Annotated in this window: 19 protein-coding genes and 1 pseudogene; 1 reads left to right on the top strand and 19 read right to left on the bottom strand. The window is 38.0% G+C overall.

Features of this window, described 5'->3' with window-relative positions:
- Positions 1-23 precede the first annotated feature (23 nt).
- The 16 genes and pseudogenes from ACWATA_RS10995 to ACWATA_RS10920 all read right to left on the bottom strand — a co-directional run bounded on the left by ACWATA_RS10995 (position 24) and on the right by ACWATA_RS10920 (position 14,876).
- On the bottom strand, positions 24-437 hold the full coding sequence (locus ACWATA_RS10995; protein WP_098626658.1) for a hypothetical protein: 414 nt from the start codon (positions 435-437) through the stop codon (positions 24-26).
- Between the two features lie 272 nt (positions 438-709).
- Entirely contained in the window at positions 710-1,219 is a 510-nt protein-coding gene (locus ACWATA_RS10990) for an Imm6 family immunity protein (RefSeq protein ID WP_473049837.1), read from the bottom strand.
- Between the two features lie 170 nt (positions 1,220-1,389).
- Positions 1,390-2,088 carry an SMI1/KNR4 family protein gene (locus tag ACWATA_RS10985; RefSeq protein ID WP_155010100.1) on the bottom strand — a complete coding sequence of 233 codons (699 nt, stop codon included), beginning with the start codon at positions 2,086-2,088 and terminating at the stop codon, positions 1,390-1,392.
- A 699-nt stretch (positions 2,089-2,787) separates the two neighbouring features.
- Positions 2,788-3,501: a pentapeptide repeat-containing protein gene (locus ACWATA_RS10980; protein ID WP_165635276.1), complete on the bottom strand. Its 714-nt coding sequence runs from the start codon at positions 3,499-3,501 to the stop codon at positions 2,788-2,790.
- Positions 3,502-3,520: 19 nt separating this feature from the next.
- On the bottom strand, positions 3,521-4,300 hold the full coding sequence (locus ACWATA_RS10975; protein ID WP_473049836.1) for a hypothetical protein: 780 nt from the start codon (positions 4,298-4,300) through the stop codon (positions 3,521-3,523).
- Between the two features lie 370 nt (positions 4,301-4,670).
- Entirely contained in the window at positions 4,671-5,225 is a 555-nt protein-coding gene (locus tag ACWATA_RS10970; protein ID WP_034269054.1) for a T6SS immunity protein Tdi1 domain-containing protein, read from the bottom strand.
- Between the two features lie 13 nt (positions 5,226-5,238).
- Positions 5,239-5,313 (bottom strand): annotated as a pseudogene (locus tag ACWATA_RS10965) (polymorphic toxin type 15 domain-containing protein); the annotation flags it as partial.
- Between the two features lie 519 nt (positions 5,314-5,832).
- Complete coding sequence (locus ACWATA_RS10960; protein ID WP_033579222.1) at positions 5,833-6,303, bottom strand: SMI1/KNR4 family protein; 471 nt, start codon at positions 6,301-6,303, stop codon at positions 5,833-5,835.
- Positions 6,304-6,326: 23 nt separating this feature from the next.
- Positions 6,327-8,459 (bottom strand): T7SS effector LXG polymorphic toxin, encoded by a 2,133-nt coding sequence (locus tag ACWATA_RS10955; RefSeq protein ID WP_473049835.1) that lies wholly within the window; start codon positions 8,457-8,459, stop codon positions 6,327-6,329.
- A gap of 18 nt (positions 8,460-8,477) precedes the next feature.
- On the bottom strand, positions 8,478-8,735 hold the full coding sequence (locus ACWATA_RS10950; RefSeq protein WP_013083474.1) for a YwqI/YxiC family protein: 258 nt from the start codon (positions 8,733-8,735) through the stop codon (positions 8,478-8,480).
- A complete protein-coding gene (locus ACWATA_RS10945) occupies positions 8,732-9,163 on the bottom strand; it encodes a YwqH-like family protein (RefSeq protein ID WP_013057382.1) in 432 nt (143 codons plus the stop codon). The genes ACWATA_RS10950 and ACWATA_RS10945 overlap by 4 nt, the downstream gene beginning before the upstream one ends.
- Before the next feature lie 336 nt (positions 9,164-9,499).
- Entirely contained in the window at positions 9,500-10,894 is a 1,395-nt protein-coding gene (locus tag ACWATA_RS10940) for an MATE family efflux transporter (protein WP_182030102.1), read from the bottom strand.
- 154 nt (positions 10,895-11,048) lie between these two features.
- On the bottom strand, positions 11,049-11,681 hold the full coding sequence (locus ACWATA_RS10935) for an HlyD family secretion protein (RefSeq protein WP_025751627.1): 633 nt from the start codon (positions 11,679-11,681) through the stop codon (positions 11,049-11,051).
- Positions 11,682-11,710: 29 nt separating this feature from the next.
- Positions 11,711-13,366, bottom strand: coding sequence for an MFS transporter (locus ACWATA_RS10930; protein WP_028413057.1), 1,656 nt, complete (start codon positions 13,364-13,366; stop codon positions 11,711-11,713).
- 193 nt (positions 13,367-13,559) lie between these two features.
- Positions 13,560-13,997: a MarR family winged helix-turn-helix transcriptional regulator gene (locus tag ACWATA_RS10925; RefSeq protein WP_014459764.1), complete on the bottom strand. Its 438-nt coding sequence runs from the start codon at positions 13,995-13,997 to the stop codon at positions 13,560-13,562.
- 117 nt (positions 13,998-14,114) lie between these two features.
- Positions 14,115-14,876 (bottom strand): exodeoxyribonuclease III, encoded by a 762-nt coding sequence (locus ACWATA_RS10920; RefSeq protein ID WP_028413056.1) that lies wholly within the window; start codon positions 14,874-14,876, stop codon positions 14,115-14,117.
- Positions 14,877-15,045: 169 nt separating this feature from the next.
- On the opposite strand from ACWATA_RS10920, the gene ACWATA_RS10915 reads away from it, so the two are divergent.
- Positions 15,046-15,204 carry a hypothetical protein gene (locus ACWATA_RS10915; RefSeq protein WP_165635279.1) on the top strand — a complete coding sequence of 53 codons (159 nt, stop codon included), beginning with the start codon at positions 15,046-15,048 and terminating at the stop codon, positions 15,202-15,204.
- A gap of 129 nt (positions 15,205-15,333) precedes the next feature.
- On the opposite strand, the gene ACWATA_RS10910 is transcribed toward ACWATA_RS10915, so the two are convergent.
- From ACWATA_RS10910 to ACWATA_RS10900, 3 genes are read right to left on the bottom strand one after another with little or no spacing between them, the layout of a single operon-like run.
- The gene (locus ACWATA_RS10910) at positions 15,334-15,807 is read right to left on the bottom strand and encodes a heme-degrading domain-containing protein (RefSeq protein WP_154991224.1); all 474 of its coding nucleotides are present in this window, start codon (positions 15,805-15,807) and stop codon (positions 15,334-15,336) included.
- A 13-nt stretch (positions 15,808-15,820) separates the two neighbouring features.
- On the bottom strand, positions 15,821-16,855 hold the full coding sequence (locus ACWATA_RS10905) for an oxidoreductase (protein ID WP_473049834.1): 1,035 nt from the start codon (positions 16,853-16,855) through the stop codon (positions 15,821-15,823).
- Entirely contained in the window at positions 16,852-17,622 is a 771-nt protein-coding gene (locus ACWATA_RS10900) for a DeoR/GlpR family DNA-binding transcription regulator (protein ID WP_098627202.1), read from the bottom strand. The genes ACWATA_RS10905 and ACWATA_RS10900 overlap by 4 nt, the downstream gene beginning before the upstream one ends.
- Positions 17,623-17,675: the final 53 nt, after the last annotated feature.

The raw sequence follows: 17,675 nt of genomic DNA, 5'->3' as shown, positions 1-17,675 counted from the left end.
TGGTGATCCTCCTTCATACATGGTTACCTTTTGAGTAATTTTATATATTTCGTGTCTTTCCCTTCAAATAACCTTCCTTCTGATTTTCGATTAGCTATATCAAAAAACTCTTTGGCAATTAAAAGGGATCCCACTTCATAATAAATAACGCCTGAAATAAACTCTTTTTCACCATCATCAAATCGTTTAAAGCCTGATGAGTATAGATGAGTTAGCCAATATTGGGCACTTTCATAGTCATTCATTATGATAAAGGTATCAATGATATCTTTTACCACCTCATAAGTATCACTATATAACCCTTTTGGAAGTGGAATCTCTTCCCACCCTTTGATTAATACATCAACAGATTGTTGATAATTTTTCTGTTCAAATAACTGATCACTTTTCACTCTATATTCTCCAACTCTTTGTTGGATATTTAATTCCATTTTCATTTACATTCTCCTTAATAAAATGGGATGACTTGTTAAGACTAAAGATACATTGTTATTTAATAGTTTTGCACTTATAAAATTTGACCAGATCTATTGATCCCTATCCTAAAACGTAAAAAACACCTTTTTCTTTCCTTTAACAATTACGTACTGTTAAAAATAATGCATTTAACTGCTTTTTGAGGTTTGCTGACTGTTAGTTCTCACTATTTGCTGTAGTGGTCTACACTTACTCATTCGTTCTCTTTATTTAATGGGTTCCATACACTGAGTTAAAATAATTTCATAAAATCTTCTCTTTTTATTGAGGTTTCATTGCTTTTACACTCATAATCATAAAAAACTAATTCCATTCTTTCAATTTCCTCTACTGTGATAAAACCGGTTTCAACTGCGCTATTCAAAAAGACAGTGATACTATCTGCACCGATACCTTCCAGTGCTTGCGGTACATATTTTACTTTTTCGTTTTTATAAGCTTCCCAAGATGTATAAGCGACGGCATCCACTAGTAGTGACCATAGCCTAGCCATATTCAAGTCTTCTTCTTCCTCAGCAAATTCTGAGATGCCTGTATAGTCTGCACTATCAATAAGCTCATAGAGTTCATCTCCAGTTACAGTATGAGATTCACCCCATAACCAACATTTGTCTAACGCTTCTCTACCTGCTGGATATCTTTCATCACCTTTACTTATTACAGAAAATACTCTTTCAGCAACAATTAAAACAACCCCAACTTTTCCTTCACTTTGTAAATTAAGAATGGATTTATTTTTCATAAAATCCTCCTTATGTTTATTTAATAATCTTTCCATTTTTTTAAACATACACGTAATTCATTTTTGAACTTTTTTATGATTGTCCATAAAAGAAAGCACCTGCTTCCTTTTATGGACAATCAAGTGCTATATGCTATATAAACTTACTTAGTCTATTTACACATTATTTTTTAATTATCTTGTAACCCTATTAAAATCCATTCATCTACAATATCCCAGAAATCAACACTATATTCAGGCTGGTCATTGGTGAACCACAGTGTTGCTCTATTATCCGTACAATTGTTCAAATCCACCGCAACGTATCCACCAATACCATTCTCAAAAAATCCATAAGTGGTATCAAGATTGATTTCTAATGGATGCTCTAAATCATCAAGAATCCCCCATTCATCTTCTTTAAAATAAGTTACTCTCTCTAACGGTACTAGACCCATTGCTCGACTTGGCATATAATAAAAGCCATTATGTAACTTTCCGTAAAATTTAACAATAGATTGCGGAACACTTGACCAGGCTTGTTGCATGTCTAAATCGTAAATTGATTTGTTTGGTATTCCCCCTTCATAATAAAGAATTTCGTCATTTTCACTCTTCACGCTATATAGAATGGCGTACTGTCCATTATCTATAATGAGTTCAACATCTACTAAATTCTCTTTTAAATATGAGATCGTATGACTTAATTCTTTTTCACATACCCGATTCCATAAAGCAATTATTTTATCTTTCCTCTCAATCTTGTCAGTTTCTATAAATACTTCCATCCATTCTTCCGGGATTTTCTCTTTCTCAATACTTAGTAAGTCTTCATTAGATACAAACTCAATACTTTTTCTGTATTGTTGTAGAAAAGATAACTTATTCACTTAGAATCACTCCTATTTATCCTCTTAAATTCATTTATTAAACTATATTTATTTTCTTCTGTTAGACTATTGTAGAAACCTAGGTGATTTTCAGTATTCATCATTTTTTGGGTCTATTTAAGCTAGTCAGTATATTTAAAATCATGAGTTTTCGGCTTTTCACCTGTCATATTAATTCAATACATTTTGTTTTCGTATCGACCAATGATCTTTAGTGATTTTTTGTGGAACTGGCTTCGTTTGAACAGGAACTTCCAAAATTAATTCTCCCTCTACTCGACCACCTTTTAAAGTGTTTAGGTTAAATTTACCAGAATAATATTTTTTAGTAAATTCACTTAAATAACTTAATGCGGTCTTTTCTTGTACTTCAGTCAGTTGAGTGAATTTCCTCGAGACAATTTCCCCACCTAGAATATAAGAATCAACAACATATTTCTTCCCATTGTTTTTTCACAAAATTGGGTATTGATTTCTTTTTAGATACTGCTTTACCGTTCTCTTTAGCATACTTATAAAATTATCATGTTCATTTCACCTTTCATACTGAAATACAAAAAGCACTCATCGTCTCTCTTAGACAATTAAGTGCTTTAAGTTTGCAAGTTTTATAGCGAGAGTGTGACACCCTTTACATGCTGTGACAAATCATACATTAAAACGTAGGTACCAATTTTACATACAATTTAAAATCAACTTCTATATCATTTTCAACACTTGTTCTTTCACATTTTCGTCAAACTTAGCTCCTTCTACATTTGCTCCTGTCCAAACTACATTGTCGAGTTTAGCACCGGTAAAATCCGCTTCTGTGAAATCCCCATTTAAAAGGATTGCTCCGGTAAAATCTGCTTCTGTGAAATTAGCATTTCTAGCATCTACCGCTGATAAATTTACATTTTCCAAATGCGCTTTTTCAAATTTACTATTTGTCAGATTGGCACCGCTGAAATCCGTTCCCGTACAGTCGGCCTGTTCCGCATCAATTCCTGACAAATTTGCATGGCGAAATGTAGCATGATTTAAAATTGTTCCAACTAATTCTCCATGTGAAAAATCAGCCTCATCAAAACGAGTTTCAAAGCAACTACTTATATTTATCTTTGCATATTTCATATTTGCTTTAGAAAAATCCGCTTCGCCAAACCTACAATCTGCCATGTTAATTTCCTCTAAATTACAACTTCTGAAATCAGCTAACTCAAAATCGCAGTCATGAAACGCTGCTCTCATTAGGGAAGAGGCTCTCAACACAACACGTTTTGCCATAATACGCCTTGCCATTACTTCTGACAGGTCTGAAAAACTAAGGTCTAAATCACTCATATCTACCTGATCTATAACCTCATCATTATATTGAGATCTATTTACTATTTCCATAACCCTTATTCGCTCATTACTTTTCTCATCCATGATTACAAATTCCTTTCCTTTAATTTTCTAGATACTTCTTCCAAGCAACATTGGGCGAATACGTGACAACCATTCGACTTTCATGAAAACTTGGCACAGCTATTACTTGAGCTGGTTCTAAGTATTTCATTACATGTAACCACCGATCTAGCAATGTATCCCTATCAGCTTCTAATGGATTTTGTAAAAGATCCATACAAACCCCGCCCCATTCTAATTCTGATACGACAGCGGGAGTATTTAGTAGGAATTCCTTATCAAACATTTCTAAAATATGACCACTAAAATATGTTCTAGCTCCTACCCCCAAGGGACCGTTAGGAAGAAACCTGACCGGTATAGGTAGTGAAGACATATTCATCCACTTTTGTAAACGTTCACGTTCAGTATTCCAAGGATTAGGTACTGGCCAACAAATTTGAGCTACTCCAAAACAAGGTTTTGCAACTTCTGCGATTTGATCAGATAGCACAAAAAAATCTGACCAAAATTTTTGAGGAATAGATTTTTGAAATTCAAATTTCAGAAATGAACCATAGTTCAAGTTAACTTCAAAGCGTCCTCTATAGTGCACAGATTTATCACGATACAGGTGAACTTCAGATACTTTACGTCCCGAAATTACTTCTTCTAGAATTTCCTCACGATTATATTCCACCCGTGCCGTTTCAGCGTTCCCCCAATGAGTAGGAGCAAATTTTTCATTTGACTCAAACACATCCAAAAGACGACCTAATAGCTCCTCTTCGTTAAAAGCTACTGTGGGGTACATTGAAATTGAAAAATAATTAGGTTTCATTTATATCCTCCTTCCATACTAGATATCATATCAGTCTGCAATTCACTGAATAAATCTTCAAATTCTTTCATACTACTTTTACTTCTTTAACACTAATAAAATGCTGTAAGGCCATGCTTACCATCAATAATGTTTTCAACTATAAATTTCTTTGTTTGCATATTACTCTCAGTATAAATGTTTTTAACATCAACACCTGTTTTTTTGAAATATTTTTTCAAAATTCAACCTCACTTCTCTTTAACTTTCTGATATTTTTTGACATTCACATCAGGTATCTAAGAAATTTAAAAATGGCTCACAAAAAAACACTTGTTGCCTAAAAGGCAGTCAAGTGCTTATAGTTCATTTTGTAATATAGCTTTGAACATTACTGAACTGGTCCCATAAATTCAGTAATAATGAGAATATGTTCCTTCAATTTGACTTTTTTTAGATTCTCTACTTTTTCTGCTCCACCAAGCCCTAATAATGGAGTATAACCAAAACACTCATCATAAGCTGGCAACTCATAGTGGTCTACTGCTTTTATATAAGGTGACCATTCTAATGATCTCTGTCTAAATGGTTCTTCCTCTAAAAATCTAATAAATAAAGAATATTTTGAAGCTAGCACTTTCGTTTTAGCCTTGCGATAGTTAACCATCACTACATAGGACTCATTATTTTCATCCATCTCAAATAGTATAATATCACCCATGGATGTAGCAAAAATTGGAATAGTCCCTTCATTTCTTAAATATGTGTCAGTTATCAACTCCCTAAAATCATCAGGGTTAATTACTTTTAAATAACCATTCAGAAGGGTTCCATATCCATATGTTTTCCACGCTTCAATCAATTCTTTTGGAAGATGCTCTTTATATTTATTGATTGTTTCTTCTTCTACTGTTCCACTTTGCCGAAAATCATTGTATATATTCAATTCCTACTCCTCCCTAGTGTATAAGCTTTACATTTAAATACGTGTTTTTGAGTTGTTCAGGCGTCATATCTTTAGCCATCTCTTCTATCCCTTCAATCTCTAACAATATGTATCAAGTTCAAGCCTTGTTCCTTACAGTATACTTTGATTTCGTCTTTTTGATATTTCAACTTACCTGTCCTTGAGTTGAGAATTCTGTATACTCAACAACGTTTAATTTTTCAGCCTCCCATTACGAAATTAAAATTTATGTAACGCTTTTTTAACGAATAGCGAGTATTATACGGCCGTATCTAGTAAAAATACAATTCATAATTTATTAAGCCAAAGCAGAGTTCGAACACCCTTTTACTTTATCCATTGTTTATCGCCTAATTATTATATTATTTTCACAAACCAAGTATTAAAACAGAATGCCTTGATGGTGAAACCATCATGAGTTATGAATTTCATTAATGCATCTTCTATGTTGACCAAGATCTAAAACTTTAATAAAAGCACCTGTTGCTCAAAAGGCAATCAGGTGCTTTCTTCCATACTATAAAATTTATCCATTATGAATATCAAATTTACCTTCATATATTTTCAACTTGTACTCTCTTTGTTTCTATTCAAGTGTCTTTAAAAATTCAGTAAAGTTATCTGCCACATTATATGTAACAGGCTCAAACTCACCGGATTCTTCATGAGACCATATACAAACAGATGGATTATTTTTATCTGTTCTAAAATCTAAGCATACAAAGTCACCCGCAAATACACTAGCTATTGGCAATACCTCTGCCCCCAATAAGTCTTCGTTATCAGTTAACCTTTCACCTATTTGTGAAAATACAACATCTATGTCATAAATTCCTTTTGGGTGATTCTCAATATCATCTACTATACACAAAAACCTTTCTAAAGCATAACCACGGTTGTTACACTCAAATGTTGCTTCCTCAACCTCTACACCATTATTTTCTTTTATAAATTCTAAGAAAGACTCTGGTAATGAAAGTCTCCAAAATTTTTCGTGATTTTTTATTAATTCCTCTGAAGGCAATGGCCTTACTATAGTGTCCTGTTTTATTTTCATATTTCTTCTCCTTTCTTTAAATCCTATCTCGGAGCATCTGCCCACATTCCAGTAGATCTGCCACCATTATGAATAGTTATATTGTGTATTCCAAAAGGTACTAGTTCCATCTTACCTGGTACTTCAGTATGGTGCCATGTCATACCTTCTGGTCTTCCACCAATTACGTTATCTAGCCATTCAAATTGTGCCTCGTCAGACTTTAACCAGAGACTTTCTGGTAAATCTTTAGCCTCTACCACGAGTCCAGCACCCTTGAAATCTGCAAAACCATATCTCATTCCATCTGCTTTAATAACATTTACATTGGGAATCAGGCCATCTGCAATTGCTTTTTCCTTTATCAATTTTCGTTGGCGGGCAGTTAAATACTCTCCACCATGAAATGACTTATTCCATGACCAAGTTTTGTTTGTTTGAATTTTTCCACTGTATAGTCGAGCAAAATCATTGACAACATCATCAAAAGTTTTGGCACCATCAATAAACTCATCAATGTTTTTTAAGTTTACATTACCCGTACCTTTAGTAACTTCTTGAACCTTCTCAACTTCTTTAACAACCGGTTTCTCCACTCTCTCCACATTCGGGTTAGCCACAAATCGTCCGGTTTCTGAATCTTGGTATCGCTTGGCAGTTGGGTTATAGAGAGCTTGCGCCATCTGCATCGTCTGCTGCTTCACATTCTGCAAGGTCTCCCTCACCGTCTGCTGGGCAAGTGCTGGACCAGCCGGCACAAGTTCTGGCATGAGTCTTGGCATGCTGCTGTCTAGGATGTTGTTATACGTTTTATGTAGCGACTGAGTCCAAGAGGCCGGTGCGTTTTTGACGCTTTGGTAGGCTTGCTTTGTGACGTTGGCAACGGCGCTTGTGCGAAGCGTGTTGCGCATGTTGTTGAGCTTTTCGGTTCCTTTGGTCGCAAGGCTTTGTCCCATTTTTCCCGCTACCTTCGTAGAAAGCGCTCCAGCTCCAGCAATTCCTAATGCTTGCAGAAGGCTTGCTTTACGCTGCTCTTCACTGATTTTATTCCCGAACATGTCGCGTCCGGTCATATATTCTCCTAGCCCGTTTGCGGCCACAAGACCGTAGAGGCCTTTTTCGGTTTGCTCTAGGACTTTGAAGGATTTGGCAGATTTGTAGGCGTCTAAGGCGTGATCCGCTGCGCTTAGGCCTTTAGCTGTTTTGTAGATGGCTTTTCCGCCTTTTGCGGCTCTTCCTACCCAGCCGACAACCGGAATGAAGCCGGCTGCTGCCATGGCTCCCGCTGCGACGCGCTGTGAGGTGGAAAGTTTTTCACCCGTAACAGGGTCCACGCCTTCTGCTGCTCGTTTATAATCATAATATCCGCTGACCTCTCCTGTAAAGGTAGAAACCGCGTCCCACGTTTTTTCATACCACGGTTTGTTTGCTTCTTCTTCTTGCTTTTTTTCCAGCTCGTATACTTCTTCTTGCTGCTTGTTATAGTCAACGTATGAAGTGGCATAGTCGTTTAGCTTTGTTTGAACTTTATACAGCTCGCTGTCGTGATAGGCTTTTTCGTCAAAGGCAAGCTGATAGACACTTCCTCCTTGACTCGTAGCAAGCTCTAAGCCGCTTACTAGCGTATCCACTACCGCATAGAAGTCGTCCATTTCGCTGTATTCTTTTGACCATTCAGCGTCTAACTGGTTCACTGCCTCAATTGTATCGGTGCGTTTTTTCTCTGCTTCTTCTATTTTATCGTTAAACTCACTCGTTGAAAACGCTGAAATAGAGACGATATCGTCAATACCGTTTAAAATACTCTGCAGATCGTCGTGCTGCTGCGCAACCATTTCTTTAGCATTGCTATTGGCGTTTTTTAGCTCTGTTTCTAAAAATGATTCAGTTACAATCGTGCTTCCTGATAGCTTTGCTTTTTCAGCTTTAACGTGAAGCGTTGAAAAATAGCTTTGCTGCATTTTAATTAAGTTTTCCCACTGTCCGGCCGTATCGGCGTGCTGCTTATAAAAAGATTTTATATTGTCAGCGCCTTTTCCTTCTAAGCTGCCATCTAAGTCCGCTACGCCCTGCAGCGCTTTTTTCAGTTCACCCAGCTGGCTTAGTAACTCATCGTAGGCTTTTTCCCTGTCTTTTGCTACATCAAACAGCGCTTTTGCATCGTATACCTTTCCCACAGTCATCCCCCTTTGCTGCTACGAATGGATAATAGATTCGTCTTGTTCTTTTAGTAAGTCTACATTAGATTTTGTATCTTTTACGTTTTTGTTTAGTGCTTTTATATAAGTAGAAATAAGCGTTTGAATTTCTTCTTCGCGCGCTTCCCATTTCTCTGTAGTATCAAGGCTGTTTTTTCCAAGGTCAGGCATTTTGCTAATGGATAAATTTCCAATCGCTGTGCTGACTGCTTCAAGCTTTTTGATAACGTCAGCGTGATCAAGCTTAATTGTCATGAAAACAGCCCCCTTCTAATTTCACTAATCTTGTTTTCTACTGCGTCATAGGCTTCTTCACCTTTAGCTAATAAAGAATCCGCTTCTCCAATAACGGCGTTCAAGCCACTCAAAGCTCCTTTTTCAGCTTCTAGCGCCCATATCTTTGTTTCAATTTCACGAATGTATCCATCGTAATCACCGTCTAAAATGCCTTTTATGTTGTCGTAGGCTGCCGTACGTTTTTCGTCAAAATCATCCGATAACGTACCCGTCCATTTGTCTCCCAGCTCAGGCTTTTTGATGTGTTCAATTTCTTTTAATGAAACAGCTTGTTCATGCTCAATTTTACTTTTAGCCGTTCTTAGCTTAGAAATTTTCCCTTCTACATCTGAGACTCTTCCAGATACTTCACCCAGCAGTCCGTCTAATACGCTTCCTAACCCCATATCGTTCCTCCTGTTCCGCACATTTCGAGTTTAATCCAATAATTATAAGTATAAAATTTGTCTCATTATAGCTAAATAGGAAAAAACTCTCTTTTTTATGCTTCTAGTTTCATGAATTGAGATAAAAATGAAAAATAAGAGAAAAAAGACTCATGTCTAAATACGTTATCCAACCATATACCGTTATCTAAAACAAAGAATAAGTAGAATAAAACCATTTCTTTGTACCCATACCCGTTTTTTCCCACAAATTAAAGCTTTTTGCGTAAAAAGACCAGCTTTACTTCGTTTTTTTACACAGCAAAAAACCTCTGCACATTCTGCAGAGGTTTTGTTTTATACTTGAACCGGCGTTGGTTCTTCAGCTGTTTGTTCGTGCTGTATAAGTCCGTAGTTTTCCCATGCTCGGCTTTTCCAGCGAAAAAACATAATAACTGCGCGCGTCCATTCATCGGCTGCGATGGCAAGCCAAATGCCAGCGAGCCCCATGTCTAAATGGAAAACGAAGAAATAACCGAGCGGCAAGCTCATCATGACCATCGACATCGCACCAATTAACACCGGATATTTGGCATCTCCCGCTGCCCGCAGCGAGTTAATCAGCACAATGTTCATCGTTCTTCCCGTTTCAAGCACAATGCTCAGAAGCAGCACCGTCGCCCCAAGCTCAATGATATGCGGATTGTCTGTAAACATGCTGATCAGCTGTGTTCTGAATATCATCACAAGAACAACCATCATCATCGTTACGGCACTGGCCCATTTGACGCTTTTCCATACGCGATGGTACGCTTCATCTTTTTCGTTTCCGCCTACTAAACGGCCGACAATAATCGCTGTACCCATTCCAATTGCAATGGCAAATAAGTAAATGAACATTGAAATATTCATCGCGTACTGTCTCGCAGCAAGTGATTCTGCTCCTAGGTAGGTTGCATAGTATAAAAAGACAATTTGACAGCCTTGATACATCACTTGTTCAAAAGCCGAGGGAATACCGATTTTTAAAATTTTACCGATATATTCTTTTGAAAGCGTAATGTAGTATTGAAATTTCACTCTATATTCCATCACTTGATACAGCAGCCAAAAGAACACAATAAGGGCAACAAATCGGCTGAACGCAGATGAAATCGCTGCTCCTTGCACGCCCATTTCCGGAAAGCCGAACTTCCCGAAGATTAAAGCATAGTTTCCTGCAATATGAAAAATGTTCATTCCAAGTGAAACAAACATCGCCTGCTTCGTAAAGCCATGTACGCGAATAATCGCTGCAAGAGAGTTAATAATCGCTTGAAGAAAAATAGCTCCTCCAACGATGGATAAATAGCTTTGTGCATACATCAGCACATCACCTTGTAAGTTCATCGCTTCCATCATATGTCTTGAAAACAAAAGAAAACCCGCGCTAATGACTAGCCCGACTCCTAAATTTAACGTAACGGCCAAAGCAGAAATCTTTGACGCTTCCATATACCGTTTTGATCCTAAATACTGAGACACAACAATTGCCGCTCCGTTACCAATGACCTCTAACACCAAAATCGCAATGTGAAGGTATTGATTGGCTGCTCCGACTCCTGATACGGCATCATCCGACAGCGCGCTTAGCATAAAGGTATCAGCAATCCCCATTAACATAAAAAGAAACACTTCTAAAAAGATCGGCCACGTTAAGAAAAACAAATTCAGCTTTTCTTTTGGCCCTTTTTTTGTTTCGACCGCGGTCATCCCATCACCTTCTTTACCGATATCCAATTTCAAACAAGAAGTATCTTACCACACATTTCCTTTGTATACATCCCCTTTTTAGCACATTTTTTATTTTATTTGTTTAGGCATAAAAAAAGCCGCTTCCTTAGAGGAAGCAGCTTTTTTTCCGTTATTAAATTGAAATTTTCACTTCTGCGTTCATACCTGGAAGAACTTTATCTGATGCGTCATCAATTGAAATTTTCACCGGTACTTTTTGCGTTACTTTTGTGTAGTTTCCTGTATTTTGAGCAGGAAGCATAGAAGACACTGAGTTTGTTGCGCGACCGATTGCTTCAACATGGCCTTTAAAGACTTTACCTGAATCTCCGTCCACTGTAATGTCGACGCTGTCTCCTTCTTCTAAGTCACCTAGGTCTGTTTCTTTAATGTTTGCATTGATATAGATTTTAGATAAATCAGCTGTTTGTGCTAACACATCGCCAGCTTTTACTAATTGATTTTGAGATGCGTTGTTTTTAATAATTGTTCCGTCAATCATAGACGTTACGTCTGTTGATTTTTCGCCTTCTTTTAAGCTTCCAACAGAATCACCTTGAGAAACGCTATCTCCTTCTTTTACATTCCATTCGCTTAACTGACCGTTAGCTGAAGCGATGACTTGTGAAAGCGGTGCTTCTACCTGCGCTTCATCTGTTTTAACGTAATTTGCTTTTTCGTAGAAATAATATCCACCAAAGCCTACTAGTAATAAAATCACAATGATTCCAACAATGTTAGTAACCAATAAACGACTTTTACTCATCGGAATTCCTTCTTTCTATAGTTAGTATATTATACAGAGGTTTCTTCTGTTTGAGGTGCCGGCAGCATTTTTCTTTCTTCTTGCGGCTCAGCTTCTTCTTGAACCTCTTCTTTTTGAACAAGAATTCTATTTTCACCGCTCCACGCTTTACTTAGTGAAGCAATGAGCATAATTACGCCTAAAATACCAAGCATGAAAAATAAGTTGTGATACGCATGTAAAATCGACGCTTTTTTAGCGCCTGCTACAACAGCCGTCACGGCCGATGTTTTTGCGTCTGCTTGACTCATTCCCATACCCATATAGCGTTTGATCATTTCAGATAGCTGCATCTTCACCTGAGGATCTACTGAGCTAATTTGACCTCGGAAATCTTCATAATAAATCGCGTTTTGTCGAACAACAAACCACCCAATCACAGGTGCTACAATCGCTCCTAATAAATTTCGAATGGAGTGCAGTGAAATGGAACGCATCGAAGCTTGATGTAAATCTCCGGCTAGTGCCGCTCCTAATGCACCGGATACCAGTGCCATACTAACACCCATACCAAAGAGCATAATGTGAACATATAAACTTACTAGTGATGTATCAGCTGATACATTCACCCAGCTAAATCCTACAATGACAATAAGAAGTGATCCAATTGCTCCAAGATAACCTGGACCAAATTTGTCATATAAGAATGTCGTTGCAAATGCTGAAATCAGTACCCCAACAAAAAAGTATAAATAAAAATAAGAAAGCGTGGTGTACGATGCATTTTGCACATTTTGCATGACGCCATTAATACCTGCAATTGCTAAGATGTATGCCATATGACCGCCAATGGCCATAATTGTACCCGCAACTGGTTTTACGGCTAGCAGCGATTTTAATGGTACTAACGGATTTTCAGCCGCTAAATCAACTAAGACAAAAATGACAACTAACCCTGCTGCAGCTAGTAAGAACGGCCACACTTGGATAGAAGCAAATCCTTCGTATCTTAGTTCATACAGTGGATAAACTAATAAAATCATAATAAGGCTAAGAATAAAGATACTTTTCTTATCCACTGGACGGTCTTCTTGCTGAGTTGGATCATGAGCAGGTAATACCTTATATCCGATAAACAGAGAGACAAGAGAAGCAAGTATTCCTAAAACAAACACCCAGCGCCAATTATCCATGCTAAGAGATACAGCACCTAAAAAGGCTCCAATCGCCGTTGAACCGAACAGTCCGCCGATCGCTAATACTAAAAAGAAGTTTCGGATTTTATTCGGAAACGAAATCAGCGCAGCTGGAATAATGGTTAAAAACAGCATTCCTGAGCTTAAGCCTTGAATCAGACGACCAAGGGATAAAAACGCCACATTTTCAGAAAAAACGTTGATAATCGAACCTGCTAAAAAGACTAAAACGAACGTTAAGTATGCTTTACGCACGCCATATTTTTTCGCAAGCATCGGACCAATTGGTACCCCAAGTCCAAATGCCAAGTTAGAAATAATAGATGGCAATAGTAAGCTTTGTGTACTCGCATCAAATCGATTTTGAATCAATACTTGATTGACCGTGTAAGATAAATTCAAAAAATACTGAGGGCCAATTGAAAATAGCGTTAAAATCGCCATAATTAAGTATTTAGGTACGCTTAAACCTTGTTTGTCGGAGGCTACTGCTGGATTATTCTGACTCATATTTATTCCTCCTTTTATTAAATTCTTTTCATATGACTAACAATTCCTTACATATTTTATTGTACAAGTTGTATCATGCAAGTTATAGCAGCACTACATATTATACATCTTTTAATGAAGAAATCAACTTCTTTGTTTCAACTTAAAAAGACTATTTTTCAATAGCCTTTTTGTTCATCTATATGTATTCGCTTTAACATCCATTACTGCGCCATCTTTTAAAATCAAGATTCAAGCGTGATAAACTTTTTTCCAGTGCCAAAACCTCTTCTTCCGACCAATTTTCTAACACTTCAGCATAGGCTTGTTTACGCTTGCTTTGTACATGCTGCAAAATATCTTTCCCTGCATCCGTCATTTCAATTAAACTAATCCGCCCATTTTCTGGACTCGGAAAGCGACGAACAAACTGTTTAGTCTCAAGCGCAGATACTTGCCGGCTAGCTGTAGATAAGCTCAGCTTTAAATTTTCAGCTAATGCATTAATCCCGAGCGGACTGCGCTGATCTAGCTCGCTTAACAGTAAATACTCAGAACGGTCCAAGCTTCCAAGCTTAGGACTGTGCGTCGTTGTTAGACGAACAAGCAGCGCAATTTCGTGTTCAATGGTTTGCAGCGAGTCTCGCTTCACCTCTGTCTCCCCCTTTATCTCATGAAACATTCTGTACTTTTTAATATGTTTACTATACCGCAACCGTTCGCGTGAACCAACCTTTTTTCCGTTTTTCTTCTATTATATAGAAAGATATCATAGATGAGGTACATTTAATTCCAACATCACAGGACAGTGGTCGCTTCCCATTACATGCGGATGAATAGTAGCTTCTTGAATAACATCTTTGATTCTCTCCGAGACGATAAAATAATCAATGCGCCATCCGATATTTCGTTCTCTCACTTTGTTCATATACGACCACCATGTGTATGCTCCTTCTTGATTCGGATACAAATAGCGAAATGTATCAAGAAATCCGCTAGCAAGAAGCGTCGTCATTTTTCCTCGCTCTTCTATTGTAAAACCAGAATTCCCTCGGTTTGGCTTCGGATTACGCAAGTCAATTTCTGCGTGTGCTACGTTTAAGTCTCCGCACAAAATCACCGCTTTACGGCTATTCAATTTGTTTAAGTACACGAGCAAATCGTCTTCCCATTGAAGCCTTTCTTCAAGCCTTGCTAAATCTCTTTTAGAATTTGGCGTATACACATTTACTACATAGCATTGTTCAAATTCAAGCGTAATGATACGTCCTTCGTCTTCCGATTCTTTATCCACACCGTATGAAACCGATAAAGGCTTCTGCTTTGTAAAAACAGCCGTTCCAGAATAGCCTTTTTTCACGGCGTAATTCCAATACTGATAATACCCTTCTAGCTGCAAATCAATTTGGCCTTCCTGCAGCTTCGTCTCTTGAATACAAAATACATCTGCGTCCACTTCTTGAAAATAATCTAAAAAACCTTTTCGCACACACGCGCGAATGCCATTTACGTTCCAGGAAATCAACTTCATAAACTGTCCACGTTCTCCTCACTTGATTTATGTATCAGTGTTTAGTGTAGACAATTTTTTGCACGAGTTCAAATAATTTAAAGAGTACCCTTCTCTTTAAGGTATTCCTGATATTTCTTCTTATTTTATTTTCTGTACCTCAAACACTAGATACAAGAGGTGAAACATAATGTCAACAAACTACACGTATGAAAATAACGAACAAGTTTCTACTGTTTCTAAAAAAGAAGAGCATCCTACTAAAGAATGCGAAACACAGAATCAAACGGCGCTTACCAAAGAAGATTTTTCTTTAAATGATTCTGCCATTAAGCACTTCAGCAGATAATGGCTCCGCAAAAATAGAGGTTGAGACATAGTTAAGTAGGCGAAACCTTCGTTTACCAAACCAATAAAAAGATCCGAACGATTTATCGTTCGGATCTTCCTTAAACTATTCCTACCCTAAGTTCTTTCTTTACGAAATAAAGCTGCGAATCGTATCTGCCACAAGTTCATGATCTTCTTCTTGCGACATACCTGATACGGTAATGGTTCCAATTACGCCGACGTTTTTAACCGAAATTGGAAATGACCCTCCTACTGCTTCGAATTCCTGAGGATTCGCTGCGTAAAACTGCGCGTAAGAACGATCTTTTAACTCGCAGTACAGCTTCATATAATACGAGCTGTGATGGTGACGAAGAACGGTGTTTGATTTTCGTTTTATCCATTCTTCATGATCGGGAATAGCCCCTTCCATCGCATGTTGAAAGAGAGTTTGACCATTTCGTTTAATACTTACGGTTACTGCCTTACCTTTGCTTTTCGCTTCATTAATAATGGCCGTGCCGATCTGTAACGCCTGGTCATTTGTAAATTGATGAAAGATTAGTTCTTTTTCCTGTTGAACTACTTTTTCAAGCAGCGTCTCTGTCGAATGATTACTCACTGTTTCTCGCTCCTTAGTTAAAATAAACCGCTCGTTTTTCTTTGCTGCTTTCAAATGCCGCTTCGATAACTTTAACCACGTCACGAGCTTCTTCTGCTGAAACCGGAAGCTCTTCTCCTCGAAGCAGGCTGTCGGCGATTTTTTGATAATACATTACGTAAGAACCGTGCAGCGTTTCAATTTCTGTTGTTTCTCCTTCCCCTGTTGTCAGCTTACCGTAGTGTTCAGGACGATCCGCTCCCCACGTATCATCCACAGGCTTCTTGCCAGCTCTTAGCATATCTTCTTGGCCGTCAATTCCGTATTTGATATAGCTTGCTTTTGTTCCATGAACTTGAAAGCGAGGCCCGTTGCTTGGCACAATGGCGCTTGAATGTAAAATAACACGAAGAGAACCGTATCCAAGCACTAAGTGGAAGTAATCATCCGTGCGTGCATGATCTCGCTGCCCAAACACATCAGCTTGAACAAAGTCAGGCATTCCAAAAAGATGTAAAGCTTGGTCAATTAAATGAGATCCTAAATCGTAAAGCGCTCCTGACCCAGGTCCTTCATTTTCTCTCCAGCGGTCTCGAACAGCTGGACGATAGCGATCAAAATGAGCTTCATACATTTTAACGTCGCCTAATTTCCCTTCTTCAATCAGCTGTTTCACTGTCAAATAATCATTGTCCCATCTGCGGTTATGATAGACGCTTAGTTGAACACCTTGTTCTTTTGCTAATTGAATTAATTCATTTGCTTCTTTTTCGGATACCACCATCGGCTTTTCAACAATTACGTGCTTACCTGCGCGTAGTGCGTCTTTCACCATTTCATAGTGCATGCCGCTAGGCGTTGTAATAATAACTAAATCAATGCTGTCATCTTCTAGAAGTTCAGATAAAGTACTCACTACTTCAACGTCTTCTAAGTCACTCGTCACCTTTTCAGGATTTGAACTCATTACTTTTGAAATATGAAATTCGTCTAACACGCTTAAAAGCGGCGTGTGAAAGACCGTTGCTGAAAATCCGTATCCTACTAATCCTACTTTTATTTTTTTCATCGTTTTTCCTCTCCTTTATCAAAATCTGTGATGATAAGCCGCACTTGATTTTGTTCTATTTTTTCTTTTACATCCGCTTCTGGGTCTTTATTTGTAATTAAGATATCAATGTCGCTCATATCACATACTCGATGTAAAAATTCACGTTCAAACTTCGTATGATCCGCAAGCATAATCACTTGTCTTGCACATTGAATCATCTGTCTTTTTAAAAACGCTTCTTCTTCACTTGGAGACGTAATAGCATCTGCACCAACGCCGCACGTACCTAAAAACAGCTGATCTACTTTGTATTCCTGCAACGTAGAAATCGTTCTTGGCCCGGTGACGTTACGGTTTTTCCCGTTAAACTTGCCCGGCAGCAAAAACGTATCACACGGGGTATATTGATCGAGCAAATCCACATTATCAATGGAATTTGTAATAACGTTTACATGCTTTACATCCATATACTTTGCCATCAGTGCGATGGTAGAAGACGTATCTAAAAGCACGTCATACCCCTCCGACATTAACGCAGCTGCTTCTTTAGCAATTTGTTCTTTCGCTTTGGTAGGCGTTCGCTCACTGTAATCGATGATATGACTTGACGATAGCGTCGCTCCGCCTTTGACTCTCATAACCTCACCGTGTTCTTCAAGCTTGACTAAATCGCGTCTCGCCGTATCTTTTGAAACGGTGAACATATCGCAAATTTCGTCTAATGTAATCGTGCGGTGTGTGTGAAGGTATTCAATAATCGCACTCATGCGCTGCTCTTGATACACCCGAATACCCTCCTTTTTTACTTTGATATGAGCTAATTGTAGCGCAAAGAAAA

It is taken from the genome of Priestia sp. USM5 (assembly GCF_058323215.1).
The sequence above is the reverse complement of the archived record's forward strand: the minus strand, read 5'-3'. Positions and strand labels throughout refer to the sequence as shown.

What these genes read in the sequence shown, in the direction of transcription:
- ACWATA_RS10940 (WP_182030102.1), bottom strand. Translation starts at nt 10,894, where the DNA reads ATGACCGCGGTCGAAACAAAAAAAGGGCCAAAAGAAAAGCTGAATTTG.
- ACWATA_RS10920 (WP_028413056.1), bottom strand. Translation starts at nt 14,876, where the DNA reads ATGAAGTTGATTTCCTGGAACGTAAATGGCATTCGCGCGTGTGTGCGA.
- ACWATA_RS10975 (WP_473049836.1), bottom strand. Translation starts at nt 4,300, where the DNA reads ATGAAACCTAATTATTTTTCAATTTCAATGTACCCCACAGTAGCTTTT.
- ACWATA_RS10990 (WP_473049837.1), bottom strand. Translation starts at nt 1,219, where the DNA reads ATGAAAAATAAATCCATTCTTAATTTACAAAGTGAAGGAAAAGTTGGG.
- ACWATA_RS10905 (WP_473049834.1), bottom strand. Translation starts at nt 16,855, where the DNA reads ATGAAAAAAATAAAAGTAGGATTAGTAGGATACGGATTTTCAGCAACG.
- ACWATA_RS10935 (WP_025751627.1), bottom strand. Translation starts at nt 11,681, where the DNA reads ATGAGTAAAAGTCGTTTATTGGTTACTAACATTGTTGGAATCATTGTG.
- ACWATA_RS10995 (WP_098626658.1), bottom strand. Translation starts at nt 437, where the DNA reads ATGAAAATGGAATTAAATATCCAACAAAGAGTTGGAGAATATAGAGTG.
- ACWATA_RS10960 (WP_033579222.1), bottom strand. Translation starts at nt 6,303, where the DNA reads ATGAAAATAAAACAGGACACTATAGTAAGGCCATTGCCTTCAGAGGAA.
- ACWATA_RS10915 (WP_165635279.1), top strand. Translation starts at nt 15,046, where the DNA reads ATGTCAACAAACTACACGTATGAAAATAACGAACAAGTTTCTACTGTT.
- ACWATA_RS10945 (WP_013057382.1), bottom strand. Translation starts at nt 9,163, where the DNA reads ATGGGGTTAGGAAGCGTATTAGACGGACTGCTGGGTGAAGTATCTGGA.
- ACWATA_RS10950 (WP_013083474.1), bottom strand. Translation starts at nt 8,735, where the DNA reads ATGACAATTAAGCTTGATCACGCTGACGTTATCAAAAAGCTTGAAGCA.
- ACWATA_RS10930 (WP_028413057.1), bottom strand. Translation starts at nt 13,366, where the DNA reads ATGAGTCAGAATAATCCAGCAGTAGCCTCCGACAAACAAGGTTTAAGC.
- ACWATA_RS10980 (WP_165635276.1), bottom strand. Translation starts at nt 3,501, where the DNA reads ATGGATGAGAAAAGTAATGAGCGAATAAGGGTTATGGAAATAGTAAAT.